The 26,173-nt window shown below is 72.9% G+C and carries 19 protein-coding genes; 10 read left to right on the top strand and 9 right to left on the bottom strand.

The features are described from left to right. Nucleotides 1-74 precede the first annotated feature (74 nt). Both ACFWBW_RS31975 and ACFWBW_RS31970 read left to right on the top strand, forming a co-directional pair. Nucleotides 75-1,640, top strand: a complete 1,566-nt coding sequence (locus tag ACFWBW_RS31975) for a peptide-N4-asparagine amidase (RefSeq protein ID WP_385379946.1) — start codon at nt 75-77, stop codon at nt 1,638-1,640. Between the two features lie 579 nt (nt 1,641-2,219). Then, nucleotides 2,220-2,954 carry a helix-turn-helix domain-containing protein gene (locus tag ACFWBW_RS31970; protein ID WP_385379943.1) on the top strand — a complete coding sequence of 245 codons (735 nt, stop codon included), beginning with the start codon at nt 2,220-2,222 and terminating at the stop codon, nt 2,952-2,954. Here the strand turns inward: ACFWBW_RS31970 and cynR are convergent. Continuing rightward, complete coding sequence (gene cynR, locus ACFWBW_RS31965) at nt 2,939-3,847, bottom strand: transcriptional regulator CynR (protein WP_385379941.1); 909 nt, start codon at nt 3,845-3,847, stop codon at nt 2,939-2,941. The genes ACFWBW_RS31970 and cynR overlap by 16 nt on opposite strands. 123 nt (nt 3,848-3,970) lie before the next feature. Between cynR and ACFWBW_RS31960 the strand changes: the two genes are divergently transcribed. Continuing rightward, nucleotides 3,971-4,570, top strand: coding sequence for a carbonic anhydrase (locus ACFWBW_RS31960; protein ID WP_385379939.1), 600 nt, complete (start codon nt 3,971-3,973; stop codon nt 4,568-4,570). A 104-nt stretch (nt 4,571-4,674) separates the two neighbouring features. Next, nucleotides 4,675-5,145, top strand: a complete 471-nt coding sequence (gene cynS, locus ACFWBW_RS31955; RefSeq protein ID WP_385379937.1) for a cyanase — start codon at nt 4,675-4,677, stop codon at nt 5,143-5,145. A 35-nt stretch (nt 5,146-5,180) separates the two neighbouring features. Here the strand turns inward: cynS and ACFWBW_RS31950 are convergent, their stop codons facing one another. From ACFWBW_RS31950 to ACFWBW_RS31940, 3 genes are read right to left on the bottom strand one after another with little or no spacing between them, the layout of a single operon-like run. Further along, nucleotides 5,181-5,534, bottom strand: a complete 354-nt coding sequence (locus tag ACFWBW_RS31950) for a UBP-type zinc finger domain-containing protein (RefSeq protein WP_385379934.1) — start codon at nt 5,532-5,534, stop codon at nt 5,181-5,183. Then, nucleotides 5,531-7,018: an ATP-binding protein gene (locus ACFWBW_RS31945; RefSeq protein WP_385379931.1), complete on the bottom strand. Its 1,488-nt coding sequence runs from the start codon at nt 7,016-7,018 to the stop codon at nt 5,531-5,533. The genes ACFWBW_RS31950 and ACFWBW_RS31945 overlap by 4 nt, the downstream gene beginning before the upstream one ends. Further along, nucleotides 7,015-8,691, bottom strand: coding sequence for an FAD-dependent oxidoreductase (locus ACFWBW_RS31940; protein ID WP_385379928.1), 1,677 nt, complete (start codon nt 8,689-8,691; stop codon nt 7,015-7,017). The genes ACFWBW_RS31945 and ACFWBW_RS31940 overlap by 4 nt, the downstream gene beginning before the upstream one ends. A gap of 269 nt (nt 8,692-8,960) precedes the next feature. Between ACFWBW_RS31940 and ACFWBW_RS31935 the strand changes: the two genes are divergently transcribed. Then, nucleotides 8,961-9,614, top strand: coding sequence for a TOPRIM nucleotidyl transferase/hydrolase domain-containing protein (locus tag ACFWBW_RS31935; RefSeq protein WP_385379926.1), 654 nt, complete (start codon nt 8,961-8,963; stop codon nt 9,612-9,614). Between the two features lie 39 nt (nt 9,615-9,653). On the opposite strand, the gene ACFWBW_RS31930 is transcribed toward ACFWBW_RS31935, so the two are convergent. Then, nucleotides 9,654-10,523: an alpha/beta hydrolase family protein gene (locus ACFWBW_RS31930; RefSeq protein WP_385379923.1), complete on the bottom strand. Its 870-nt coding sequence runs from the start codon at nt 10,521-10,523 to the stop codon at nt 9,654-9,656. A gap of 31 nt (nt 10,524-10,554) precedes the next feature. Continuing rightward, on the bottom strand, nt 10,555-11,772 hold the full coding sequence (locus tag ACFWBW_RS31925) for a serine hydrolase domain-containing protein (protein ID WP_385379920.1): 1,218 nt from the start codon (nt 11,770-11,772) through the stop codon (nt 10,555-10,557). A gap of 441 nt (nt 11,773-12,213) precedes the next feature. On the opposite strand from ACFWBW_RS31925, the gene ACFWBW_RS31920 reads away from it, so the two are divergent. Further along, nucleotides 12,214-14,787 (top strand): collagenase, encoded by a 2,574-nt coding sequence (locus ACFWBW_RS31920; RefSeq protein ID WP_385379917.1) that lies wholly within the window; start codon nt 12,214-12,216, stop codon nt 14,785-14,787. A 62-nt stretch (nt 14,788-14,849) separates the two neighbouring features. Here ACFWBW_RS31920 and ACFWBW_RS31915 read toward each other — a convergent pair whose 3' ends face one another. Next, complete coding sequence (locus ACFWBW_RS31915; protein WP_385379914.1) at nt 14,850-15,626, bottom strand: hypothetical protein; 777 nt, start codon at nt 15,624-15,626, stop codon at nt 14,850-14,852. A gap of 191 nt (nt 15,627-15,817) precedes the next feature. Further along, nucleotides 15,818-17,833 carry a hypothetical protein gene (locus tag ACFWBW_RS31910; RefSeq protein WP_385379911.1) on the bottom strand — a complete coding sequence of 672 codons (2,016 nt, stop codon included), beginning with the start codon at nt 17,831-17,833 and terminating at the stop codon, nt 15,818-15,820. Nucleotides 17,834-18,019: 186 nt separating this feature from the next. Between ACFWBW_RS31910 and ACFWBW_RS31905 the strand changes: the two genes are divergently transcribed. Further along, complete coding sequence (locus ACFWBW_RS31905; RefSeq protein ID WP_385379908.1) at nt 18,020-19,336, top strand: ROK family protein; 1,317 nt, start codon at nt 18,020-18,022, stop codon at nt 19,334-19,336. Nucleotides 19,337-19,389: 53 nt separating this feature from the next. On the opposite strand, the gene ACFWBW_RS31900 is transcribed toward ACFWBW_RS31905, so the two are convergent. Further along, nucleotides 19,390-19,944 (bottom strand): hypothetical protein, encoded by a 555-nt coding sequence (locus ACFWBW_RS31900; protein ID WP_385379905.1) that lies wholly within the window; start codon nt 19,942-19,944, stop codon nt 19,390-19,392. A 291-nt stretch (nt 19,945-20,235) separates the two neighbouring features. Between ACFWBW_RS31900 and ACFWBW_RS31895 the strand changes: the two genes are divergently transcribed. The 3 genes from ACFWBW_RS31895 (at nt 20,236) to ACFWBW_RS31885 (ending at nt 25,904) form a co-directional block, all read left to right on the top strand. Further along, a complete protein-coding gene (locus tag ACFWBW_RS31895; RefSeq protein ID WP_385379902.1) occupies nt 20,236-21,969 on the top strand; it encodes a glycosyltransferase family 2 protein in 1,734 nt (577 codons plus the stop codon). A gap of 14 nt (nt 21,970-21,983) precedes the next feature. Next, nucleotides 21,984-25,028, top strand: a complete 3,045-nt coding sequence (locus tag ACFWBW_RS31890) for an SGNH hydrolase domain-containing protein (RefSeq protein WP_385379952.1) — start codon at nt 21,984-21,986, stop codon at nt 25,026-25,028. A gap of 147 nt (nt 25,029-25,175) precedes the next feature. Then, nucleotides 25,176-25,904 (top strand): SOS response-associated peptidase, encoded by a 729-nt coding sequence (locus tag ACFWBW_RS31885; protein WP_385379899.1) that lies wholly within the window; start codon nt 25,176-25,178, stop codon nt 25,902-25,904. The last annotated feature ends 269 nt before the right edge of the window (nt 25,905-26,173 follow it).

The raw sequence follows: 26,173 nt of genomic DNA, 5'->3' as shown, positions 1-26,173 counted from the left end.
CGCCGGCCGCCGCCCCCGCACCGGCGCCTGCGCCTGCGCCTGCGCCTGCGCCCGCGCCGGGCAACGCGCCGGCGATGACGCCGGCGGGCACGCAGCCGCCACCGCCCGCCGAGTTCGGGACGGACTGGCACGATCCGCTCACCGCCGCCCCGCCCGTTGCCCGGCCCGCGACCCGGTCCTGCGAAGTGGCCCTCGCCGCCGCGCAGTTCCGCGATTTCACCCCGTACCGGGGCAGTTACTCACCTCCCACCGCCTGCGGCCCGTCCGACTGGGCGAAGGTGGTGCTCCGGCTCGACGGCAAGGTCAAGGGACGCCAGTACGACCGCCTCGGCCACCTCTCCGTCGGCGGTGTGGAGCTCTTCCGCACCTCCACCCCCCAGCCCTCGCCGGACGGCATCACCTGGTCCGTCGAGAAGGACGTCACCCAGTACCGCGACACACTGAGCCGGCCGCAGCCCGTCGAGATGCTCATCGGCAACGTCGTGAACGACACCTACACCGGTGTCATCGACGTCGAGGTCACCCTGACGTTCTACGCGGCCGAGGGCGCCGCGGCGGCCGGCCGCACGCCGGAACGGAACGTCCCCCCGGACCGGGTCCTCCCGCTCACCACCCCGGTCGTCTCGCTCCCGCGCAATACGGAGCGCCTCCTCGCCGAGGTCTACGCCACGGGCTCCGGCGGCGGCTGCGAGGAGTACTGGTACCTGACCACCCCGGACCAGGCCCCGTACTCCTGCAAGGCCGCCGGCGGTCCCCACCGAGAGGTCCGGATCTCCGTCGACGGCAGGCTCGCCGGCATCGCCGCGCCCTTCCCCACCGTCTGGACCGGCGGTTGGTCCAATCCGTTCCTCTGGTACGTCACCCCGGGCCCGCGCGCCTTCGACGTGCAGCCGGTCCGCTACGACCTCACCCCGTACGCCGCCCTCCTCAACGACGGCCGTCCGCACCGCATCGAGGTCTCCGTCGCCGGAGTTCCGGCCGGGCAGAGCGGCTGGAGCACCCCCACCAACCTGCTGCTCTGGCAGGACGCGGGCCGCGAAGTCGTCGGCGGGGCCGTGACCCGCGAGGAACAGAGCGATCCGGCCAACTCCTCGCGCTGGACGCCCGCGGCGCCGGGCGCCGAGCACCGGGTGGACACCCAGGGCGGGCACCGGCTGACCGTGGCCGGGTACCTGGACACCTCCCACGGCCGGGTCACGACCACCGTCAGCCGCACGGTGCGCCACAGCTCCGTCCACCGCTGGACCGAGGGAGAGGACCGGGACGCGCTCGCCGCGACCTGGACCGACGAGGAGAGCGTGACGCGCGGGGCCGTCACCACGCGGACCGGCCGGACGTACACCATGGACGGCGAGACCACCCTCGGGGCGGGCGACCGGCTCCGCACCGTCATCTCGCTCGGCGACCGCGCGGACACCGTGGTCCTGCGCGGCGGACGGGAGACCGGCTGGTCCCGGCTCGACGACCGGTACACGGGCGACGCGACCTACACCGCGAACGTCCCGCGCGACCAGCGGCACGCGATCGCCACCACCTCCGCCCGCTACCGGCAGTACGGGACCGGGGTACCGGGCGGCTGCTACGACCGCACGGTGGCCACCGCCCAGGGCGCCGTCACCCAGGACCGCCGCCGCTGCTGAGCGCGGCCCTCCCCGGCCGGCTACGCGTCCAGGCCGGGCCGTAGAAGAAGGCGGTCGGCACGGACGCCAGGGCCTGCGGGTCCACGGCGTGCGTCCGGCCGGGGCATGGCCGGGCCGCTGAACTCCCGCGTCAGGAGGGCCGCCAGCGGTACGTGCCGGGCCCGGGTCACCCCCAGCGTTCGGTTCCGTTGCCGCACCCTCGGCGCGGCGGCCGGGACGCGGCCCCGTGCGGCCGGGCAGCGAGCCCCCCACCCCCGTGGAGGGGCTCTGCTGCGTCCGTACCGCCCGTCCGCGCCGCCCGTCCGCGCCGCCCGTCCGCGCCGCCTGCGCCGCCCGTGCCGTCCGTGCATACGTGCAGTCCGTGCCGTGCGGGAACGAACGCCACTCTATGGACGGGCAGTTCGCCTCACCCATGGCAGCACGCGTCGGCAAGGGGACCGGAGGCGTCATGGGGGGACCCTGCGCGCCGTGTTGGGGACCGTGGGCGCCCAACCCCCTCGATGATGATCAGGTAGTCCCAGACCCCGAGGGTGCCTATGCCCGACTCCCGCGCCAACAACACGGGCCTGCTTCGCCGCCGTGGCCGACCCGCTGACCGACGGCATGCGGATCACCGAGGACGGCGACCGCGTCACCATCAGCCACGTCAACCGGGCCGACATAGCCCACGAGGCGGCCTGCGGCATCCGCGGCTACGCCCTCGGCCTGTACCGGCGCCGGCTCGGCGAGGCCGCCGGGCGGTGCCTCGTTCCCCTTCGGGTCTCCCTCACCGCCAAGGCACCGCCGCGGCACGACGTCCTGATCGAGCTCTACGGCACCCGGAACATCGAGTTCGAGGCCCCGGCCGGCTCGATCACCTTCCTGGCCGCCGACCTGAGCGCCCCGACGCCGCACGCCCAGCCCGGGCTCTCGACCGTGCTCCGCCGGCACGCCGAGCAGACCCTCGCCCGCACGATCCCGCTGCACGACTGGCTGGATCTGTTCCGTACCGCCCTGACCTCCGACCACGGCGGCGGTGCTCCGACACTGACCTTGGTGGCGCAGCACATGACCATCAGCGCGCGGACCCTCCAGCGCCGCCTCGAGGAACACGGCACGACGTGGAGCGAGGAGGTCGAGACCGTGTGCCGGGACCACATCACCCGGCTGCTCCACGACACCGATCTCTGTGTCGACTCGATCGCCGCCCGGAGCGGATACGCCGACGCCCGCGCCCTGCGCCGGGCCGTCAAGCGCTGGTACGGCACCACACCCGCCGCCCTGCGCCGCGCCGGGCGCGGCGGGCGCGGCGGGGATGTTCAGGCCGGGGCGTAGCCGCGGGCTCGGACGTGGTGGTGGGCGATCCGGGTGAACGCGCCCGCTGCGGCGCTCCGGTAGGAGTTCTCGCGTCCGAGGAGGGCGACCGTGCGGGTGGGCAGGGCCGGTTCGAGGGGGATCTGCGCCAGGTGGGGGTGGTCCTCCGTGACCGCGTCGGGCAGGACGGTCGCAAGGTCGGTGCACCGGACGATTTCGGTGAGGGTCTGGACCGAATTGGTCTCCACCGCGATGCGCGGCCGTACCCGGTGACCGGCCAGGTAGGCGTCGATATGGCCTCGGGTGGCGAAATCGCCGCTGAGCAGTACTAGTTGACGATCCACCAGATCCCCTACGGCCAGGGGTGGTTGCGGACCGTCGGTGGCGGGGCGGGCGGCGGTAACGAGGCTGAGGGTCTCGGCGTACAGCGGGGTCGCGGTGATGCCGGGCAGGTGCGGCCCGTCGAAGGCGATCCCCAGGTCGAGTTCGTCGGCGAGCAGGCCGGCTTCGATCCGGTCCTGGGCCATGTCCCTGACGTCGAGGGTGATGCCGGGGTGGCGGGCGTGGAGCTCCGCGGCGAGCGGCCCGACGAGGTAGGCGGTGAACGTCGGCGTCACGGCCAGCCTGAGGTGGCCGCGCGAGAGGTCGGCGACGTCGTGGACGGCACGTTCGGCGGCGGCGAGGTCGCGCAGGGCCCGGCGGGCGTGGTGGACGTAGGTTTCACCGGCGTCGGTGAGGCGGACGCCGCCGCGGCCGGTGCGGTCCAGGAGCTGGACCCCGACGGTGCCTTCGAGCTGCTTGATCTGCTGGGACAGGGTCGGCTGGGAGATCCGCAGCTCCTCGGCGGCGCGGGTGAAGTTGGCGTGTTCGGCGACGGCGAGCAGGTAGCGCAGGTGACGGAGTTCCAGGGCCATGGAACGGATTATAGATGCCGTCTATAGGAGGCATGGACAGAGCGTCTTGGACGCTATAGGTGCAGGTCGTGCATGGTGGATCTCGTCGGCCCGACGGGTCGGCAGTCACCGAAGGGAGTGACCATGCACGACCTCATCGAGGGCGTCGCGCAGTTCCGGCGGGAGGTCTACCCGGCCAAGGCGGAGCTCTTCGCCCTGCTGGCGACGACCCACCGGCCGCGCACCCTGTTCATCAGCTGCTCCGATGCGCGGGTGGTGCCGGAGCTGATCACCCAGAGCGAGCCGGGCGAGCTGTTCGTCATCCGTACCGCCGGCAACCTCGTGCCCGCCCATACCCCCGGCACGGACGGGGTGGCGGCCAGCATCGAGTACGCCGTCGCGGTCCTGGGCGTCAGCGACATCGTGGTGTGCGGGCACTCCGCCTGTGGCGCGATGACGGCCCTGGCCGAGCGGCACGACCTCAGCGCCGCCCCGGCGGTCGCCGGCTGGCTGCGCCACGCGGACGCCTCGCTCGCCCGTACCGGCGCCGCGGAGGACGGGCGCGAGGTCGATGCCCTGGTACGGGAGAACGTGCGCGCGCGGCTGGCGAACCTGGCCACCCACCCCTCGGTGGCCCGCGCCCTGGCCGCGGGGTCGGTGACCCTGCGCGGCTGGGTCTACGACATCCGTGCCGGCGGCGTCGAGGAGCTCGACTCCCGCCGCCCGGTCTCCCCCGCTGCCTGACCGCCGGCACCCCTCGGGTCCCCGACCCGGATTCCCCCACCTCCCACACCATCCGCCGCTCTCCCCCACACCCGGTGAGCGGCGCACCGAAAGGACGCCCTCTCATGGTGCACGCCCAGCTCGACAACACCGCCCGTCAGGCCCTGGCCGTCAAGGCCGTGGACGCCAAGATCCGCGAGGACCTGACCTGGCAGCGGATCGCGGACGCCGCGGGCCTGTCGGTCGCCTTCGTCACCGCGGCCGTCCTCGGCCAGCACCCGCTCCCCCGGGCCTCGGCCGAGGCCGTGGCCGCCCTCCTGGGCCTGGACGCCGACGACGCGCGGCTGCTGCAGACCATCCCGACCCGCGGCTCGGTCCCCGGCGGTGTCCCCACCGACCCGACGATCTACCGCTTCTACGAGATGCTCCAGGTCTACGGCACCACGCTCAAGGCCCTGGTCCACGAGCAGCTCGGCGACGGCATCGTCTCCGCGATCAACTTCAAGCTCGACGTGAAGAAGGTCGCCGACCCCGATGGCGGCGAGCGTGCGGTCATCACGCTGGACGGCAAGTACCTGCCGACGAAGCCGTTCTGATCCGCTCCGACCCGCCCCGACCCGACCCGCCGGGATCAGCGGTGGAGCCGGCGGGTCCAGTCCTCGGGCACCCGGCCGGACGGGCCCGGGGCCGGTTGGTCGGACGGGTGGCCGGACGGTGGGGTCAGCTCGGGGCCGGTCTCGTACAGCTCGCCGGCCGCGAAGTCCCAGAACCAGTCCTCGCCCGGTTCGTAGCTCTGTACCACTGGGTGCCCGGTGGATTTCCAGTGCCCGGTGGCGTGCTGGGCGGGCGAGGAGTCGCAGCAGCCGATGTGGCCGCACTGGGCGCAGCGCCGCAGGTGGAACCACCAGCCGCCGACCGCATCGCAATCGGCGCAGCCGCTGCCGGAGGGCGGGACGCTCGGGTCGACTCCGTCGATGGCGGTCATACGGGCTCCTCGGAGGTCTCGGGGTCGATAGCGGTGTCGGTGTCGGGATCGGGTTCCGCGGCGGTCAGCGGCAGCAGCACCTGGAAACGGGTGTCCCCCGGGGCCGACTCGACCTGGAGGCTGCCGTGGTGCTTGTTGACGACGATCCGCCAGGAGATATCCAGGCCGAGACCGGTGCCCTCGCCGACGGGTTTGGTGGTGAAGAAGGGGTCGAAGATGCGGCTGCGAATCTCGGACGGGATGCCGGGCCCGGTGTCGCGGAACTCCACGAGCAGCCGGTCGCCCGCCCGCGCCGTGCGGACCGTCAGCGTGCCCTCGCGGTCGGTGCTCCCGATGGCGAAGACGGCGTTGTCGATGAGGTTGGTCCACACCTGGTTGAGTTCGGCGGGGTAGGCCGGCACGTCCGGCACGGTGCGGTCGTACTCCTTGACCACCCGGATCCGGGGGCCGATCTTGCCGGAGAGCATCAGCAGGGTGCTGTCGAGGAGTTCGTGGACGTCGACGACCCGGTGCGGGGCGCGGTCGAGCTGCGAGTACTGCTTGGCGGCGTCCACGAGATGGGAGATGCGGGTGGTGGAGTCGTCGATCTCGTCCATCAACAGCTCTGTCTCGACCGTGTAGTTGAGCCAGCCGAGAGCCCCCGGCAGGAGGTCCTCGGCCACGCGCGCCGCGACCTGCTCCAGCCAGTCGGTATCCAGGCCGGCCTGGACGAAGACCGGTGCGATCCGCCAGCCCTCGGGGAATCCGTGGTCCTCCAGCCAGTCGGCGATCTCGTCCTCCCGGTCGGAGGCTTCGAGCGGGCTCAACACCTGCGCCTTGGCGACGCGTTCGACGGTCCGTTCCTGGATCTCGATGAGCTCGGCGATCGCTTCGCGCGGATAGTTCCCCTGGGAGATGTGGGCCAGCTTGTGCCGCATCTTGCCCACGCGTTCGCGCAGGGTGGCCGTGGCGCGGACGGCGGCCGCGGCCGGATTGTTGAGCTCGTGGGTGAGGCCCGCGGACAAGGAGCCCAGGGCGAGGAGTCGTTCGCGCTGGCCGATGACCTGCTGGGTGCTCCTGGCGCCGAAGAAGAGCCCTTCCAGGAGGTGCGCGGCCATCGGGAACCATTCCCGCATGATGTCCGAGAACGACTGCGCGGGCAGGACGAAGAACCGCGTCGGTTCGGTCGCCCGCATCGAGTTGTTGTACGTCTGCGGGACCTGGTCGCCCAGGTAGGCCTGCATGGCCCCCGCGTACACCCCGCGCTGGGAGGTCCGACCGACCTCCACCTCGTCGCCGCCGACCCGGCGGGACAGCACGACGGTCCCCTCGATCATCACGTAGAAGCAGGTGGCGGGGTCGCCCTCGGTGTACACGGGGCCGGTGTCGAAGCGTTCCACGCGGCCCTCGGCGCACAGCCGCCCGAGCTGCTCCGGGGTGAGCTTCTCGAAGAGGAAGAGCGAGCCGATCTCCTGCGGGGAGCAGGGCATCGCCTGCCCGCTCACGACTCCTCCAGGTACCGGTGGACGAGCATCACGGCCATGGCTCCCTCTCCGACGGCTGACGCGACCCGTTTCGCCGACCGGGCGCGCGCGTCGCCCGCCACGAACACCCCGGGCACGCTGGTCTCCAGGTGGTAGGGCGGCCGGTCCAGTTCCCATTCGGCGGGCGGCCGTCCGTCCGGGGTGAGGTCCGGCCCGGCGAGGATGAAGCCGTGGTCGTCGCGCAGCACCGTACCGTCCAGCCAGTCGGTGAGCGGGGCCGCGCCGATGAAGACGAACATCCACTGGGTGTCGACGAGTTCGGTCGCTCCGGTGTCCACGTCGCGCAGCGTGAGCTGCTCCAGGTGGCCGTCGCCGTTCGCCGATTCGACGGTGGTGCGGGTGCGCACCGTGATGTTGGGCATCTCCTCGATCTGCTGGATCAGGTAGTACGACATGGACGCGGCCAGGGACTGCCCGCGCACCAGCACCGTGACCGATTTCGCGCCGCGGGCCAGGTACATGGCCGCTTGTCCGGCGGAGTTGGCGCCGCCGACGACGTACACGTCCTGTTCCAGGCAGGAGGCGGCCTCGGTGAGCGAGGAGCCGTAGTACACCCCGCGGCCGGTGAGGCCGTCGCAGCCCGGTGCGCCGAGCTGGCGGTAGGTGACGCCGGTCGCCAGGATGATGCTCCGGGCGCCGATCGCCGAGCCGTCGGAGAAGCGGACCACGCGGGCCGCGCCGTTGACCTCCAGTGCGGTGACCTCGCGTGCGGTGAGGATCTCGGCGCCGAACCTTCCGGCCTGGCGGCGGGCCCGTTCGGTGAGCTGCGCGCCCGACACTCCGTCCGGGAAGCCGAGGTAGTTCTCGATGCGGGAGCTCTGTCCGGCCTGTCCGCCGGTCGCGGACCGCTCGACCAGTACGGTGCGCAGCCCCTCGGAGGCCCCGTACAGCGCGGAGCCGAGCCCGGCCGGGCCTCCGCCGATCACGACGAGGTCGTAGAAGTCGGCGGTCGGCATGGTCGCCAGCCCCACGTGGGCGGCGAGGTCGGCTGCGGCCGGCTCGATCAGTACGGTGCCCCCGGGGGTGATCACCACGGGCAGCCGCTGTCCATCGGCCCCGGCCGCCCGCAGCAGCCGTTGTCCTTCCGGCTCCTCGCAGGAGTACCAGCGGTAGGGCACCTGGTTGCGGGCCAGGAACTCCCGCACGCTCGACGAGGGGGCCGACCAGCGGTGTCCGACCACCTTGGTGGCGGGCACGGGCCGGTGGTCGCCGGTGCGCCAGGCGGCGAGGAGGTCGTCCACGACCGGGTAGAGCTTCTCCTCGGGCGGGTCCCACGGTTTGAGGAGGTAGTGGTCGAGGTCGACGACGTTGATCGCGTCGATCGCCGCGTTGGTGTCGGCGTAGGCGGTCAGCAGGACGCGGCGCGCGCCCGGGTACACGGTGATGGCCTCTTCGAGGAACTCGATGCCGTTCATCTGCGGCATGCGGTAGTCGGCGAGGATCACCGCCACCAGGTCGCCGCGGAGCTTCAGCTCGCGCAGCGCCTCCAGCGCGGACTCGCCGGATTCGGCGCGCACGATCCGGTACCCGGAGCCGTAGCGTCGTCGCAGGTCGCGGGCGATGGCCCGGGACACTCCCGGGTCGTCGTCCACGGTCAGGATCACGGTCCGTGCCGTGTCGGCGACCTCTGTCATGGTTCTCCCGCCCCGAGCGCGCCTGGACTGGCGGCGTCGCGGCGAGCCGCCCGCACCCGGTTCCCGTCCATCCTAGGTTCGATCGTCCGGGTCCGCGCGGACGGGCGGAGCCGCACGGGGACGGATGGTCCGGGGGGCGGGGCTGCCGGTCCGGGCGGACAGTCCGGGAGGTCGGGGCGGACGGTCCGGGCGGCCGGTCCCGGCGGCGGGCGAACTTCCCGGCGGGAAATTCCGTACCGTCCCGGCGGGAAGTGGATCAGACTCGCCGCATGGAAGACATGGCGGCGTTCGGGGATGCGGTGACCGCGTGGGCGGCCGGTGACGCCGGCGGCCTCGGTGGCGTGGGGGACGCAGGGGAGGCGGCGGACGCGGCGCGCGAGCTGGCCGCGCGGCTGCCCGTACGGACCGTCCTGCTGCTCGAAGGGGCGAGCGACGCCGAAGCCGTCGATGCCCTGGCCGCGATGCGGGGCCGGAACCTGGCCGCCGAGGGGGTCTGTGTCCTGCCCATGGGCGGTGCGATGAGCGTCGCGCGGTTCGCCGGGTTCCTCGGACCGCAGGGTCTGGGCCTGCGCCTGACGGGACTGTGCGACGAGAGGGAGCGCGACTTCTACGTGCGCGGCTGGGAGCGGGCCGGCGCCGAGCCGCAGGGGTTCTTCGTATGCGCGGCGGACCTGGAGGACGAGCTCATCCGCGCGCTGGGCGTGCCCAGGGTGGAGGAGCTCGTCCGCGAGGAGGGGGACCACCGCGCCCTGCGGACCTTCCAGCGCCAGCCCGCGCAGCAGGGCCGCACGGCGCAGCAGCAGGTGCGGCGCTTCCTGGGGACGAAGAAGGGGCGCAAGATCCGCTACGGCCGCGTCCTCGTCGAGGCCCTCGAAGCCGATCGCGTACCGGCGCCACTGGAGGACCTGCTCGCGAGCCTGTGATCCGGCGCCGTCCGCGGGCGGGTCAGGCCGGCGAGCGGGTCAGGCCAGCTGCTCCAGGAAGAAGGCCGCCGCGTCCTCGCCGGCCCGTACCCGGGCGGTCGGGTCGGCGGGTTCCGGGGCGAAGAAGTCGTCGTGCCGGACGGCCGGGCCGATCGAGCGGCCGCTCGCGGCCGGGACGTACTCCAGGTAGGGCCGCGTGTCGGCTTCGTACGGGGCGATCGTGTCCGCGCCGGCCCAGCGGATGGCGAACGGTACCCGTACGGCTTCCAGGCTCTCCCGGGTCACCAGGGAGCCGACTCCCGGAGCCACCTGGAAGACCGCCCGCACCCGGGGATCGGAGACGTCGCCGCCGGCTCCGTCCAGCGCGCGCCGCGCGGCCTCGTCCTGCGGGTACTTGGCGCGCAGGGCCTCCAGCACACCGGGGAACTCGGGGATCTCCGGCAACGGCACCTCACCCGAGAACACGGCCCACAGGATCCCCGGATCGACACGGGCTCCGGCCAGCGCCGCGGCCGTGTAGCCGCCGACGGAGAAGCCCGCCACGCCGACCGGGCCGAGGGGCCCTTCCAGGGCGAGCGCGTCGAGGGCGAAGGAGATGTCCTTGGGCCGTTCCCAGGGGTGGAGGAAGCCCTCCGGTTCGTAGCCGTCGACGAAGTTGTTGCCGTGGTGGTCGAGGGCCAGCACCCGGAACCCCGCCTCGCGCAACGGGCGTACCAGCCAGTCCATTTCGCTGCCCGAGCCTCCGGTGCCGTGCGAGACGACGACGAGCGGGGCGGTTGCGTCCGACTCCGTACCGCTCGGCTCCCACACGTACATGCGGATCGGCCGCGGACGGGCCGGCTCCCGCAGGTCCGGGCGGGACTCGTCGTGGAGGACCCGTATGAGCGGCTCTGGCGTGGAGGTGATCATGGCGGGATCCTACGGAGGAACCCTCCCCGGATCAGCGCATCTTGAGCACGTGACCGGGGGCGAGGGCGGCGGAGATGCGCTCGGCTATGGTCTGGGCCGAATTGCCCTCGGGGCTCTTGGGTCCCTGGGTCACGGTGACGGAGATGGCGAGCTTCTCAGCCGGCAAGTAGGCCTGGATGGCAGCGTAGCCGGAGAAGGACGGGTTCGTCAGGATCCAGCCGTTGACGACGATCACACCCAGGCCGAAGTGGTGGGCCTCCGTATTGGTCAGGAGGCAGACGGTGTCCGGGCAGGAGGCCGTCGGGTGGCCGAGGCCGATGGTGCCCGGGTCGAGCTGGGTCTTGAAGGACTTCGCGGACAACAGCTCCCCGGTCCCGACGGCGCGCGCGGAACGGTCCAGGTCACAGATGTTCTGGACGAGGACCGCACCGGGCGTGGTGGTCCAGGAGGGGTTCCAGAAGGTGGATTCCTCGTAGGTGCCGCGCTCGGAGGTGAAGGCGTGCAGGACCGGCTCCGGGATCTGTGGAGTGGACTGGTTGCTGGTCCCGCTCAGCCCGAGCGGTCCGTACACGCGCTCCTTCAGCAGCCGGTCCAGCGGGAGGCCGCTGATCTTCTCCAGCGCCTCGCCGAGCAGGTTGAAGTTGGCGTGCGAGTAGCTCCAGTTGGTGCCCGGCTCGTAGAGCAGCGGCTTGTCCGTCGCGATGCCGATGACCTCGGCCGCCGTCCACGCGCGGAACGGCTTGGCCTCCAACTCGGCGAGGAACGCGGGGGCGGTGACGTAGTCGTGCAGGCCGGACGTGGAACTGCCCAGCATGCGCAGGGTGATCTCGGAGCCGTGCGGCACGTCCGGGAGCCAGCGGGACACGGGGTCGTCGAGTGAGGCCTTGCCCTCGTCGACGAGTTGGAGCAGTACGGCGCCCATGTAGACGATGGCCACGGACCCCGTACGGAATTTCATGGCCGGCTCGGCCGGGACTCCCGTCATCGATTCCCCGAGGGCCTTGGTGAGCACCTCGCGGCCGTCGGAGGACACCCGCAGGACCACCGAGTTCAGACCGAACTCCTTCTGGGCCTGCTGCGCGATGGTGAGGACCTTGAGGGCGTCGCCCTCGGCGGTGCCGGGAGAGTTCACGCACGCCCCGGGAGCCGGCGCCGCGGCGGCCGTCTCGACGCCGACGGCGGTCGCCGCCGGAAGGGCGGAGCCCATCAGACCGGCGATGCACAGCAAGACCGTACGAGTACGCCTCACGGTCCCAGTATGGGCACGCCCCGCGCGCGCCGCATGCGGTGGCCAACGGCGCCCGGGCACCGCGCGCCGTGACCCCCGGCGTGCGGTGGCGGGGACACCGGACGGGAACCCGGCTGCGGGACGTGCGGGTCCGCCTGCTCGAGGCCGGCCGGAGCCGGACGGCGGAATCCACCTGCTCCCCCTGACGGCGAACCAGGACGACTTCGGTCGAACCGGACGGGCTTTCCGCCGACTTCACATCTGACGGTTATTCAGATACCGAGAACTGCCCCGCGGGGACTTCCAGAGCCATGTGATGTGTGCCATGTTACATCGCACACTGCATAGCCGTGTACACGACAGAGTTGAAATCCCCACCAACTCGCGTCGACGTCACGGTCCGCACTCCCCATCCGCCGCGTTGCCCGCGCGGCCGCAGACCGGCTCGGAGGCCCACCCCCCATGCGAAGTTCCCCCACCACCAAGGGCCGCGCCCGGCCCCTCATAGCCGCCCTGGCCTGCTCCCTCGGCCTGACGATGCTCGCCCCCGTCGGCCAGGCCTTCGCGCGCGAGGCGAAGCCCGCCACGCCCGCTCCGGCCTGGAAGTCCGGCGTCGCCCCGCAGCCCTCGACGCCGGCCGCCGCAGCGGCCGCGCTCCGGGCCGAGCACGCCGCGCGCCCGGACGCGGACCTCTCCGAGCGCGCCCCGCTGCGTGCCACCAAGGAGGCCGCGCGCACCGAACAGCAGGCTTCCAAGGCAAAGTTGGCGCCCGGCGCCGCCGCCGCGGCCGAGGCCCTCGCCGCGGCCTGCAACGTCGCGGACTTCACCTCGAAGACCGGGGCCGCGCTGGTCAGCCAGATCAAGGCCTCCGAGATGGACTGCGTGAACTCGCTGTTCCTGCTCAAGGGCAACGACGCGCAGGCCGCGTTCCGCGAGGCCCAGATGGTCTCGGTGGCCGACGCCCTGCGCGCCTCCGCCGCCACCTACCCCGGCGACAACAGCACCAAGACCGGTCAGCTCGTGCTCTTCCTGCGCGCCGGTTACTACGTGCAGTGGTACAACGAGTCCACCGTCGGGTCCTACGGCCCGGCCCTGAAGAGCTCGATCCGGGGCGCGCTGGACACCTTCTTCGCCTCTCCGCGCGCGGCCGACGTGACCGATGCCAACGGCCCGACCCTGGGCGAGAGCGTCATCCTGATCGACAGCGCCCAGGAGAACGCGCGCTACCTCGGCGTTGCCAAGCGGCTGCTGACCGGCTACAACTCCTCGTACAACAGCTCCTCGTCGATGGTCGCCGCGGTCAACAACGCCTACACGGTGCTGTTCCGCGGTCACCAGACCGCCGAGTTCCTGCCCGCCGTCCAGGCCGACCCGAGCATCCTGACGGTGCTGCGCGACTTCGCCGTCACCCACGACGCCCTGCTGGGCACGGACCGGAGCTACCTGACGGCCAACGCCGGCCGGGAACTGGGCCGCTTCCTCCAGCACTCGGCGCTCCAGGCGACCGTACGGCCGCTCGTCAAGCAGCTGCTGGACCGCACCTCCATCACCGGCCGGACCGCCTCGCTGTGGGTGCCGCTCGCCGAGATGACCTCCGAGTACGACGCGGCCAACTGCTCCTCCTACGGGACCTGTGACCTGTCCGCCCGGGTGCGCGCCGCCGTCCTGACGGTCAACCACACCTGCGGCCCAAGCCTGCGCATCGTCGCGCAGCAGATGAACACCGCCGAGCTGGGCGCCAGTTGCACCAGCCTCGCCAACCAGGACGCCTTCTTCCACAACGTGGCCAAGGACGGCGGCCCGGTCACGAACGACAAGAACACCGCCCTGGAGGTGGTGGCCTTCGACTCCAGCGCCGACTACCAGACCTACGCCGGTGTCATCTTCGGGATCAGCACCGACAACGGCGGCATGTACCTGGAGGGCGACCCGGCGGTCACCGGGAACCAGCCGCGCTTCATCGCCTACGAGGCGGAGTGGGTCCGGCCGGAGTTCCAGATCTGGAACCTCAACCACGAGTACACCCACTACCTCGACGGCCGGTTCAACATGTTCGGCGACTTCGACGCCGGCATGACCACCCCCACCGTGATGTGGGTCGAGGGCTTCGCCGAGTACATCTCGTACTCCTACCGGGGCATCACCTACGACCGCGCCGTCACCGAGGCGGGCAAGAACACCTACAAGCTCAGCACGCTGTTCGACACCACCTACGACAACTCCGACTCCACCCGCGTCTACCAGTGGGGCTACCTGGCGGTCCGCTACCTGCTCCAGTCGCACCCGCAGGACGTGGCCACGCTGCTCGGCCACTACCGCACCGGCAACTGGGCGGCCGCCCGCACCCTGCTCACCTCCACCATCGGCACGCGCTACGACGCGGACTTCGCGGCATGGCTGGCCAAGTGCGCCGCGGGAGACTGCGGCGGCGGCACGAACCCGCCGGCCAACCAGGCCCCGGTGGCCGGGTTCTCCACCTCGGTGAACGGCCTCGCGGTCGGCTTCACCGACACCTCCACCGACGCGGACGGCACCATCGCCTCCCGCTCCTGGAACTTCGGTGACGGCGGCGCCGGTTCCACCGCCGCCAACCCGTCCAAGACCTACGCCGCGGCCGGCACCTACACCGTGACCCTCACGGTCACCGACAACAAGGGCGCCACCGCCACCACCACCAAGGCCGTCACCGTGGGCACCGCCGGACCCGCCGAGTGCTCCGACCCGGACATCCGGGTGCTGGGGGACAACTGCCTGCGCTCCGGCGTCTCGGCCACCGTGGGCGACTACCGCTACTTCTACCTGAACGTCCCGGCGGGCACGACCTCGCTCAAGATCTCCGTCTCGGGCGGCACCGGCAACGCCAACCTCTACTACAGCCCGACCACCTGGGCCACCACGACCAATTACACCGCCCGCTCCGTCAAGGCCGGCAACGCCGAGACCCTCACCATCGACAACCCCCCGGCCGGCTACGTCTACATCGGCCTCCACGCCGCCAAGCTCTTCGCCGGAGCCACCGTCTCCAGCCGCTTCTGACCCCGGACGGCACAGCGGCCCCCACCCCTCCGAGGAGGGGTGGGGGCCGCTTCCGCGCGCCGTCAGGAGTAGGCCTCGAGCTCCCACAGCGAGTAGCCGTAGCCGGTGGCCCGCTGGGTGCCGGTCACCCGGAGGTGGCGGCCGCTGCCGTTCAGCCCGGTCAGCTCGTCCGTCCCCCCCCTCGCTCGTGGTGGTGGAGTGCACGTCCCGCCGGACGGGTTGTCGTAGGAGGAGTTCGTGGCGATCGACGCGGCGAGCGAACCGGTGTTGAGGATCGCGTACATGGCCCCCTGCGGGGCGCCGTCCGCCGTCGTGCCGGAGGTGAGCGTGGTGAAGGTGTCCCCGGTGCCGGTGGTGTTGGTGTTCATGCGGGTGGTCTCGACGGCGGCTCCGGGCTGGGTGCTGCGCACCGAGACCAGGTTGTGCTGCGGGATCGACAGCGAGGTGACGGGTACGGCGCTGTCGGCGATCGAGGTGACGGCGAAGGTGAGGCTGCTGCCGCTGACGGACAGGGTGGCCTTGACGGTGTCTCCGTTGGTGAAGGCCATCGTGTAGTCGACGTGGTCGGTGGAGACGCTGCTGGTCACGGCGGGGGTCTGCGCGGAGCCGTTGAGGGTCACCTGGGTGAGGGGGTCCTCGTTGCCGTGGAGGACGGCGCCGGTGGCCTGGTCGGTGTACTGGACGACCCGGGGGAAGGCGGTGTCGACCTGCACGGCGAGGGCGGGTGAGGAGATGGTGACGGTCGCGGCGGCTGCGGCCGGCGCCGTACCGGCCACCAGCGTGGTGCCGAGGCCCAGGACGGCGGCGCAGAGGAGGGACATGAGGCGGAGCGGTCTCACGGGACTCCCTGGTGGTGGGTCCGGTACGGGTTCCTTGCGTGTCCTTGCGGTCCTAGCGGTCCTTGCGGGTCTTTGCGGATGCGCTGTACGGGAGAGGGCGGAGTCCGGGGCAGGGCGGACCCCGGTCCGGGTGAGGGCGGTGCCGGCTCCGGGCGGGAAGGGGCGAATCGCGCTACGCGTGCCCCGCGGGGTCACCAGCGCAGGACTGACCAGCCGCGGTGGGGCAGTTCGGGGGCCGGCCGGACGGTGTGTCCGTGCCGTTCGGTGTCCGCGGGGCTGGGTTCGGCGAGCGGGGACAGGACCGTGGCCGCGACGGTGGCCGTGTCCCTGAGGGCGGGCAGGTCCACCACGGGCCGGGCGGGATCCTGGCAGCCGTTGACCACGGTCAGGGTGGTGACGCCGTCCGCGTACGAGAGGTGCGGGATCAGGTACGGGCCGCCCCTGACCAGGGGCAGGCGGGCGGCCTCCCCCTCCAGGAAGCGGACCGTGCGGTGCAGCAGCCGCTGCGCGTGGTCGTCGGCCGGCAGCGTGTGGGGCTCGGTCGCGGCGAGTACGGCCACGCGTCCGCCGAGGGCGTTGGTGAAGACGGTGCGGCCCGCCCCCCAGGCGCGGCCGTCCGGGGTGCGGACCTCGCTCCACCGCTGCGCCCCGGGTGCCTCCCGGAACCGGGCCAGGGCGGGTTGGGTGTTGACGCTGAGGAGGAGGCCCGCGAGGTCCTCGCCCGCTGCGGCGCACAGCTGCTCGGTGGCGTACGGGCCCGGTCCCCCGGCGGCGGCCGGTGCCTCCCGGTCCACCGTTTCGGCCGCGGCCAGCCCGATGAGGGGTCCGAAGCCTCGCCGGTGCAGGATCGTCGCGGCGGTCCCGTCGAGCAGCAGCCCTCCGGCCAGCAGAGCCCGTACCGCCTGATCGTCGAAGGCCCAGGCCGATGGGCCGAACAGGGCCTGCACCGGGGCGGGTTCGGCCGTCACGGGTACTCCGTAGCGCAGCAGGAACCCGGCTGCCGGGCCCGGGTCCACGGCCAGCTCGGCCAGGTCGGCGCCGTGCGCCCGTACGTGGGCGGCGGCGTCCTGGGCGAAGGGCAGGCCGACGCCGAGGGTGCGCTGTGCGCGCGGGTGCTGCCGGTGGACGAGGTCCAGCGCGGGCCGGGCGCGGCGCAGCAGTTCGGCGATCCGGGGGTGGCGGCCGGGGCTCGCGCCGTGCAGGGGGTACAGGTTGAGCAGGAGGGCGTCCGCGCCGGAGAGCTGGGCGGCGACCATCTCCGACCAGGTCTGGACATCGGATTTGGACCAGGCGCTGTGCGGCCAGTTCTCGATCTCCGGCTCGCTGTCCACGAACTCCGGCCGCAGGGAGCGCTGGAGTTCCGGCATCCACAGCTGCCGGGCGAGTTCGTGTCCGGGGGCGTCCGTGTACGGGGCGAAGTGCGGGCGGTGCGCGGCGCGGCCCCCGGGGGCCAGGGCCCCGAAGAGCGCGCCCCAGTCCCGGCCCTCCACGGAGGCGGCGTCCAGGCCCGAGCTCATCAGGCCGGTACGGGAGCGGCCGCCCGAGCGCCGGTGCACTTCGGCGGCCACCTGCGCGGCCACCTCCTGCTGCGCGGTCCGCCACACCCGCTGCCAAAGGGCCCGGAGCGGGTGCGGGGGGCCGGGGGCGGTGAGTGCGGCGACCAGTTCCGGTCGGGGGACCGGGCGTCCGGCCAGGGCGGCCAGCCGGTCGAGCATGAGGGGTTCGAAGCCGCCGCCCCAGCGGAGCGGGGCGTGGTTGCGGAAGCGGAAGTCGTCCTCCAGCCACAGCACGCGGAAGCCCAGCTCGGCGAAGCGTCCGTAGTGGCCGGTCAGCCAGGCGCGCCAGCGCGGGCAGGCGAAGGAGGCCTGGGCGGTGGAGACTTCCCCGGTCGGGGACACCATCGGCGCGAAGCCGTGGGTGCCGGTGCGGCCCCGGTCGGCGTGGCCGGTGGTCACCCAGGGGTTGAGGCTCACGTCGACGCCGGCGCCGAGGAGGATCTCCTGCGCGGTGGCTGCCGTCTCGTACCAGAGGTCTTCGGCGGGTCCGACGAGGTGGCCGGTGAAGTGCTCCTCGGCCCCGAGGAGCAGCACCACTTCCGCCACGCCCGCGTCGGTGCAGGTCTTGGCCAGTTCGGCCGCCGTGGCGGCGACGGCGTCCGCGCCTTCGTACGGATGGATCTGGAACCGCAGGTGGTACCGGGCACTCACGCCGTCGGCCTCCTCGCCATCGGCTCGCGGCCGAACTCACCGTCGAGCAATTAGTTTGGTTAGGATCTGAATTAATGAGGGTCCCGTCAACCCCGCGTGCCGCATCCGCTCCGGAACGGGGAAGCGGGACCCGGGCCCCCGGGCCCCCGGGTGGCAGACTCTCGGGGACGGCAGTGAGGAGCACCGGTGAGGACTGATCCGCGAAGCACGCAGCGTGGCGACGACGGGGCCGGGTGGGGTGACGCCGGCATCGGACCCGTCGTGATCAACGGCCCGGCCAGGCCGGCCGGGAGGGCTTCCATCCGCCGCGCCAACCTCGGTCTCGTGCTGCGCCTCCTGCGCGACGCCGGACCGCGCTCACGCGCGCGGATCGCCGATGACGCGGGGCTACCGAGACCCACGGTCACCGGCCTGGTCACCGAGCTCATCGAACTCGGCCTGGTGAGCGAGGGGGACGCGGAACGGGACGGCTCGGTGGGCCGCCCCGGCCAGAGCGTCCGGATCGACGGACGCGCCCTGTGCGGGATCGGCCTGGAGATCAACGTCGACTACCTGGCCGCCGTCGCCCTCACCCTGGGCGGGGACACCGTCTTCGAGCGGCGGGTCGCCATGGACGTCCGCGGCGCCGGACCCGAGGCCGTCCTGGACTGCGCCGCCGGGCTGGTCCGCGAGGCCCTCGCCACCCTCGACGCCGCCGCGATCGCCACGGCCGGGGTCACCGTCGCCGCCCCCGGAGTCGTCGACATCGCCGCGGGCACCGTCGTCTACGCCGCGAACATCGGCTGGCGCGACGTGGAGACGGTCAGCGGGATCCGCACCCGCCTGGGGCGCGGGGCACCTCCGCTGCGCCTGGAGAACGACGCCAAACTCGGCGCGGTGGCCGAGTACCTGGAGGCCTCCGCGGCCGGCATCCACGACCTCATCTACGTCACCGGCGAGACGGGCGTGGGCGGCGGCATCATCAGCGGCGGCCGCCTCCACCGCGGAGCCGCCGGGTTCGCCGGGGAGATCGGCCACATGCCGCTCGACCCGGGCGGCACGCTCTGCGCCTGTGGGCGCCGGGGCTGCTGGGAGACCATGGTCGGGCTCACCGCCCTGCTGAGGCACGCCGCCGCCCCCGAGGATCCCGTACACGACCCCTCTCTCGATCTGGAGGCGCGTCTTACGGACCTCCAGGCGCGGGCGGCCGCCGGGGACGCCCGCACGCTGGAGGCCCTGGACCGGGTCGCCGACGCCCTCGGCCTCGGCCTGGCGCTGCTGGTGGACGTCCTGAACCCGCGCGCGGTGGTGCTCGGCGGGTACTTCACCTACTTCGCCGACCGGCTGGCCCCGCGGGTGGAGCGGCTGATGGCCGAACGCGTGATGGCCCCGGACACGGGCGGCTGCCGGCTCCTGCTGTCCACCCTCGGCTTCACCGCTCCGGCCCGCGGCGGCGCGCTGCTGGCCCTCGACCGGGTGTACGAGGACCCGGCCCAGACGGTGGCGACGGCCACGGGAGCCTGACGGGGGGATCCAGAGCCCGAGCCCCCGGCCGTACGTGCGTCACCGGCGGCTCCTCACTCCTCCTCGGCCCAGAACGGCCGGGCCCGGAGGGCCGCGGCGCGCACCGCGTCCCCGTCCAGGACCAGTGCGGCGTCCCGCAGCCCCCGTTCGGGCCAGGCGCACGACAGCGTGAGCGGGCCCGGCGGCGGCAGCGGCCAGACCCACAACGTCAGGCGCACGTCCCCGCCGCCCTCCGGGCCGCCCCAGCTGTCCTCGGACCCGCTGACGACCATGGACGGACCACGCCCGTCCCGCAGGCCGGACGTCTCGTCCTGCACCACGTCCCGGCCGTCGGGGAGCCGGAGGCGCAGGGCCGGTTGCGCGGGCCCCGTGAAGCCGGCGGGATCGGGCGGCATCCCCTCACCCGGAGGCGGGGTCGCACCGCGTGCGTGGGCCTCCACCTCGATCTCGAGCCCTACCGGATAGGCCAGGACCTGCCGGGCCACCACCACGACCTCGTCCGTCCGGCCGATCACCACCGGCCCCGTGACGTGTCCACCGATCATCCGCGGCGGCGACCGCCACACGGGCGGATCAGCGGCGCTTCCCTTGCCCGGATCCTCAAGCACGCCCAGAGCGTAGCGGGTTGAGGCGGCGCCGGTCCGGCCGGAAACGAAGACCGCCGCAGGGTCGACCCGGCCGAGCAAGTCTTCGGTGTCTGTTCACTCCCCCGTGACCTGCATCTTCCCGGCCGGAGGCGGTGCGGCCGGTCGAATGATCAGAACACAGGTCTGGACCACATGAGATGCGCCAATCCCGTGGCCGATTGGTGGTGTTGGCCGCGCTGAAACAATTGGTCTATACCTCTGGCGCTATGGTGGCCACCTGAAACAGGCGCAAAAACAGCTGTTGAGGGATTTATGACCTTGTCTCATCTTCCGCAACCTCCTTCCGACGAAGAGCTCTACTGGTACTTCGGCCCGCAACGACGCTGGGTCCTCATCAGCACCAGCCTCGCCTTCGTCTTCACCGCCGCGACCATGTTCACCTTCGCGCTGCGCACTCCGGCCCTGTGGGCCTTCCTCGCCGTCCTGGGGCTCAACCTCGTCGCCCTCGCGCTCTCCTCGGTGAACAGCCTGCGCCAGCGCAGGCTGACCCGGCCCTCGCACGAGGTGCTGGTCCACGCCTGGCAGCCTGCCCGACTGCCGGGCGTGGACCTCTACTTGCCGACCTGTGGCGAGCCGCTCCCCGTCCTGGACAACGCCTACCGAGCGGTCTCGGCCGTCGACTGGCCCGGCGCGCTGACCACATGGGTCCTGGACGACGCGGACCGGCCCGAAGTCGCCGCGCTGGCGGCCTCGTACGGGTACGAGTACGTCGTACGGCCCGACCGGGGGCACCTGAAGAAGGCCGGCAACCTCAATCACGCGCTGACCCTGAGCAGCGCCGAGTTCATCGCCATCCTCGACGCCGACTTCGCACCCCGGCCGGACTTCCTGCGCCATCTCGTGCCCTACCTGGCCGACCCGGCCGTCGGGATCGTGCAGAGCCCGCAGTGCTTCGACACCGACGGCACCATGGGCTGGATCCAGCGGGCCGCGGGCTCCGCCCAGGAGTGGTTCTTCCGCTGGATCCAGCCGTCCCGGGACGCGAGCGACGCCGCCATCTGCTGCGGCAGCAACGCCGTCTACCGGCGCGCCGCCATCGACCTGGCCGGCGGCTTCGCCCGCCTCGACCACAGCGAGGACCTGTACACCGGCCTCGCCCTGCACGCGCAGGGGTTCCGCACCCTGTACGTGCCGGTCCTGGTCGCCAAGGGCACCTCCCCCGACGAGGTCACCTCCTTCGTCAACCAGCAGTACCGGTGGGCGATGGGCAACCTCCACCTGCTCACCTCGCCCGTCCTGCGGAGCATGGGCGCGCCCTGGCGGATGCGGCTCTGCTTCTACGAGGGCATCGTCGGCTACCTGGCCGCCGCAGTGAACACCTTCGCCGCGCCGCTGCCGCCCCTGGTGATGATGTTCTGGTACCCGGACGACATCCGGCCCTGGCACGTCCTGCCGCTGCTCGCCCCGCTGTGGCTCTGGCACGTGCTGCTGCCGCGGATCAGCAGGACCCGCTGGCGGGTGGAGGTGATCCGGGCGAACGTTCTGACGAGCGTCGCCGCCGCCACCGCCTTCCTGCACACGCTGCGCGGCCGCAGCGCCGACTGGGTGCCCACCGGCACCCGCGGCCCCGCCCGTTCCGGCGGGATGGCCCGCCGGGTGGTGGGCGTCTCGCTGCTCTGGCTGGTCCTCTCCAACGGCGCGGCCGGGGCGGGTCTGGCACTGGCCGTGGCCCGCAACGGCTGGGAGCCCAACTGGGGTCTGCTCCTCTACTTCCTGGTCCAGTGCCAGATCAACGGCCCGCTGGTCCGCGACCTGATCACCGAGCTGCGACCGGGGACACCTTCCGCGCGGGAGGCCTCCGCCGAGGCCGGCCCGGCTCCGGCCGGCGGCCGCACGCGCAGCCTCGTACGGGCCTTCGCCGACCGCTCCCGCACCGGCGTGCTGCCGCGCCGCTGGCCCGAGACCCTCGCCGCCTCGGCGGTGCTCCTGCTCACCGGCCTGGTGGCATCCGGGTGGGTCAACCCCATGCTTCCCTGGCTGAGTTGAAAGGCTCCACCACCATGCACTCCCCCGCACCATCCCCCTCGCCGTCCTCGCCGGCGCCCGATGCGCGGCGCGAACCTCCGCGGGACGCCGCCCCGCCGCCCGGCCCTCCCGGTGCCCCGGCCCGCTCCGGCGGCGAGTCCGGGCCCAGCCCGCACCGCTCGGCGTTCCGGCCCGACATCGAGGGGCTGCGCGCCGTCGCCGTCCTCGCGGTCCTCGCCTTCCACGCCGGGGTTCCGGGACTCGCGGGCGGCTTCGTCGGCGTGGACGTCTTCTTCGTCGTCTCCGGCTACCTCATCACCGGCCTGCTCGTCCGCGAGGCGATCACCACCGGCCGGATCCGGCTCCTGGACTTCTTCTCCCGGCGGCCCCGCCGGCTCCTGCCGTCCGCCGCCGTCGTCCTCGGCGCGGTGGCCCTGGCCGGAGCCTGGCTGACCGTGCCGCTGCGCCGCGCCGACCTGGAGTACGACGTGGTCGTGGCGGCGCTCTCCGCCGCCAACTGGCGCTTCGTCGCGCAGCGGACCGACTACCTCGCCGCCGGGCACGAGCAGAGCCCGCTCCTGCACTTCTGGTCCCTCGCCGTCGAGGAGCAGTTCTACCTCGTCTGGGCGCCGCTGCTCGCCCTGATCGTGCTCGCCGCGGCCCGGGCCGTTCGCCGGGGCCGCGCCGTGCGCTCCGCCGTGGCCCTGGCGGCCGTACCGGTCGTACTCGCTTCGTTCGCACTGTCACTGCGCTGGACGGAGCACTCACCCTCCCTCGCCTACCTCGCCACGCCCTCGCGGGTCTGGCAGTTCGGCGTCGGCGCGCTGGTGGCCCTGTTGCCCTGGCACCTCATGCGCGGCCCGCGCCCGCTGCGGCTGCTGTGCGGCTGGGCCGGGGGCGCGGCGATCGTCTGGAGCGTCCTCGCCTATGACGCGGCCACGCCCTACCCCGGATACGCGGCCCTGGTTCCGACTCTGGGCGCGGCAGCGGTGATCCTCGCCGCGATACCCGGCCGGGGCGAGCGCAGCACGCCGGGGATCCACGGGATCGGCCGGCCGCTCGCGGGGCGCGGTCCCCGGGCGGTGGGGCGGCTCTCCTACAACCTGTACCTGTGGCACTGGCCGGTGCTGGTCCTCGCCGAGGCCCGGTTCGGTGCCCAGGACTGGCCGGTGAAGGCCGCGCTCACACTGGCCGCAGTCCTGCCCGCCTACGCGACCATGCGCTGGGTCGAGCAGCCGCTGCGCCGCAGCCGCACCGTCTCCGAACTCCCGCGCCGCGGGCTGTCGGTGGGCATCACGGCCGTGGTGCTGCCGGTGGTCATCGCGCTCGTGGTGGGCACCACGACGCTGAACCTGCTGGGTCCGGCGACCCCCGTCCACCTGGGCGGACTGCCCCCGGGCGCGGCCTCCGGCCCGCACCTGCTCGCCCGTACGGGCACCGCGCCGCCGGAGGCCGGCCCGATCGTGCCGGCTCCCGCGCAGGCGCGGGTGGACTTCCCGCCGGACGGGGAGTGCGAGGTGGCCCCGGCCGTGACGCGCAGCCCGGACTGCCTGTTCGGAGCGGTGGACAGTGCGGACCGGATCGTGCTGCTCGGCGATTCGCACGCGGGCCAGTGGTTCTCGGCGATGCTGGCCATGGCCTCACAACGGGGCTGGGCCCTGCAGGAGTTGGTGAAGCAGGGCTGCCCGCTGCCTCAGCTGGCCGTGGACAGTCCCCAGCTCGGCCGCGCCTACCGGGAGTGCGACACCTGGCGCGCCGACGCTCTGGAGCGGCTGCGGCAGCAGCCGAAGCCCCGGCTCATCGTGATCTCCTCCCTCAACCGTTACACCGCCGACTCCGGACTCCTCGCCGAGGGATGGGAGAAGACGCTCGCGCCCCTGCGGGCGATCGGTGCGCCGATCGTCTACATCGAGGACACCCCCGTGCCGGGTACGGACGTCCCCGCGTGCGTCTCCGGCAGCCCCGAGGAGCCCGCCGCCTGCGCGTTCAGCCGTACGGACGCCCAGCAGCCCGATCCGCTGGCCCGGCTGGTCGCCTCCGGCGCCCTGCCCGGCGTACGCACCGTGAGCGTGAATCCGGTCCTGTGCCCGGGCGACGGACCTACGTGCCCCGCCGTGCTGGACCGCATCCTGCTCTACCGGGACGACGCCCACCTCACCAACGTGGCGGTCGTCGTCCTGACCCTCCGGCTGGAACGGCTGCTCACGGATTCCGGGGCGCTTCCCGCCGTGGGCGCGCCCGGGGCCGCATCCGGCGAGGCGCGGTCGACGGGGTGGACCGAGGTCTTCCGCGACGGGTTCGACGGTCCCGCGGGCAGCCCGCCGTCCTCCGCCAACTGGCTGCACGACCTCGGCACGTGCTACCCGGGCTGCCCCGCGCCCCAGTGGGGCACGGGTGAGATCGAGACGATGACCGACTCGACCGACAACGTCCGCCTCGACGGCAAGGGCGCGCTGGAGATCGTCCCCACCCGCACGGACGGCGCGTGGAGCTCGGGCCGTATCGAAACCCGGCGCTCCGACTTCGCGGCCCCGCCCGGCGGAGCCCTGCGGATCGAGGCGGCGATCGCCCTGCCCGAGGTGACCGGCGCCAAGGCGGCGGGCTACTGGCCGGCGTTCTGGACCCTCGGGGCGCCGCTGCGCGACGGGTACACGGGCTGGCCGGGCATCGGGGAGCTCGACATCATGGAATCGGTCAACGGCCGGGACAGCGTGTTCGCGACCATGCACTGCGGGACCCTCCAAGGCGGCCCGTGCCGGGAACCGGCGGGCCTGGGCTCGGGCCCGCAGCCCTGTGGGGACTGCCGTACGGGCTTCCACACGTACGCCGTCGAGGTCGACCTCTCCCCCGGCGCCGAGGAGGTGCGCTGGTACCTGGACGGCCGGGTGCACCACAGGGTGCCCGCCTCCCGGATGGACCCGGGCACGTGGAAGCGGGCGGTGGACCACGGACTGTTCCTGATCCTCAACGTGGCCATCGGCGGCGCCCTCCCCCTCGCCGACGGCGCGACCCCGGGCCCGGACACCGAACCGGGCCACCCGATGCGGGTCGACCACGTGAGCGTCTCCACCCGACGGTGAGGTGTCGGTCCACGTCGAAGCCGCGGAAGGTCCCTGCCCCGTCGGCGGCTTCGGCGCACTCCGCGAGGTCCGTGTTCGCGGGGCTGAGGTCGGCCGACACGTCGGGATGCCCCGTCACACCCCCGGGAAGGGTGGGACAGTGGAGGCATGTGTGGTCGATATGCCTCCTCCCGGGCCCCTGAAGACCTCGCGGGCCTCTTCGAAGCCCGGCTCGATCCGGGCCGGGCTCTGGAGCCCTCGTGGAACGTCGCTCCCACCGACGAGGTGTGGGCGGTACTGGAGCGCGCCGACCGGGACACCGGGGAGCTCGGGCGGCAGCTGCGTCCCGTGCGGTGGGGTCTGGTGCCGTCCTGGGCCAAGGACCCCGCCGTGGGGTCCCGGATGATCAACGCGCGGGTGGAGACCGTGCACGAGAAGCCGGCCTACCGGCGGGCCCTGGCCAAACGCCGGTGCCTGCTGCCCGCGGACGGGTTCTTCGAGTGGGTCGCCGTACCCGCCACGGGGACGGCCAAGGCCTACAAGCAGCCCTATTTCATCCGGCCCGAGACCGGCTCCGTCATGGCCATGGCCGGGCTGTACGAGTTCTGGCGCGACCCCGCCGTCGCCGACCGGGACGACCCGGACGCCTGGCTCACCACGGCCACGATCATCACCACCGAGGCCACCGACGCGGCCGGCCGCGTCCACCCCCGGATGCCGCTCGCCCTCGACCCCGGCGACTACGAGGCCTGGCTCGACCCCTCCCGCGAGGACACGACGGATCTGCGCGCCCTGCTCCACACCCCCGCCGGCGGCCGGCTCACGGTGAGCGCGGTCTCGACCGCCGTCAACAGCGTCCGCAACAACGGCCCCCGCCTCCTCGACCCCGCCGCCTGACGACATCGCAACGCAGCTACACCGCACCTCGGCGACACCGCAACCTCGTATCTTCTCGGAAATTCGTACGAGCGAGGGCGTTGATTTCGGGGTTTCCAACGGTTTGGCGGGACGATCCGGCATTTGGTGCCCGCCGCGCCCCGGCCGCTGCGATGCTTCCGCCGGTATCACTGGGCCGCCGTCCTTCCAACGGGCCCTGGAATACCGGCGATCGGGCGGCGCCGCCGGAGCTGGCTGCACTCCGGCGGTTCGTCGTACGGGAGCGTCCG

The organism is Streptomyces sp. NPDC059957 (assembly GCF_042730015.1).
In the GTDB taxonomy this organism is placed as follows: domain Bacteria; phylum Actinomycetota; class Actinomycetes; order Streptomycetales; family Streptomycetaceae; genus Streptomyces.
This window is presented reverse-complemented; position numbering and strand designations above follow the sequence as displayed.

Excerpts from the sequence above, each read along its gene's own strand:
- ACFWBW_RS31975 (WP_385379946.1), top strand. The coding sequence starts at position 75 with ATGACGCCGGCGGGCACGCAGCCGCCACCGCCCGCCGAGTTCGGGACG.
- cynR (WP_385379941.1), bottom strand. The coding sequence starts at position 3,847 with ATGGCCCTGGAACTCCGTCACCTGCGCTACCTGCTCGCCGTCGCCGAA.
- ACFWBW_RS31960 (WP_385379939.1), top strand. The coding sequence starts at position 3,971 with ATGCACGACCTCATCGAGGGCGTCGCGCAGTTCCGGCGGGAGGTCTAC.
- cynS (WP_385379937.1), top strand. The coding sequence starts at position 4,675 with ATGGTGCACGCCCAGCTCGACAACACCGCCCGTCAGGCCCTGGCCGTC.
- ACFWBW_RS31950 (WP_385379934.1), bottom strand. The coding sequence starts at position 5,534 with ATGACCGCCATCGACGGAGTCGACCCGAGCGTCCCGCCCTCCGGCAGC.
- ACFWBW_RS31940 (WP_385379928.1), bottom strand. The coding sequence starts at position 8,691 with ATGACAGAGGTCGCCGACACGGCACGGACCGTGATCCTGACCGTGGAC.
- ACFWBW_RS31935 (WP_385379926.1), top strand. The coding sequence starts at position 8,961 with ATGGAAGACATGGCGGCGTTCGGGGATGCGGTGACCGCGTGGGCGGCC.
- ACFWBW_RS31930 (WP_385379923.1), bottom strand. The coding sequence starts at position 10,523 with ATGATCACCTCCACGCCAGAGCCGCTCATACGGGTCCTCCACGACGAG.
- ACFWBW_RS31920 (WP_385379917.1), top strand. The coding sequence starts at position 12,214 with ATGCGAAGTTCCCCCACCACCAAGGGCCGCGCCCGGCCCCTCATAGCC.
- ACFWBW_RS31895 (WP_385379902.1), top strand. The coding sequence starts at position 20,236 with ATGACCTTGTCTCATCTTCCGCAACCTCCTTCCGACGAAGAGCTCTAC.
- ACFWBW_RS31890 (WP_385379952.1), top strand. The coding sequence starts at position 21,984 with ATGCACTCCCCCGCACCATCCCCCTCGCCGTCCTCGCCGGCGCCCGAT.
- ACFWBW_RS31885 (WP_385379899.1), top strand. The coding sequence starts at position 25,176 with ATGTGTGGTCGATATGCCTCCTCCCGGGCCCCTGAAGACCTCGCGGGC.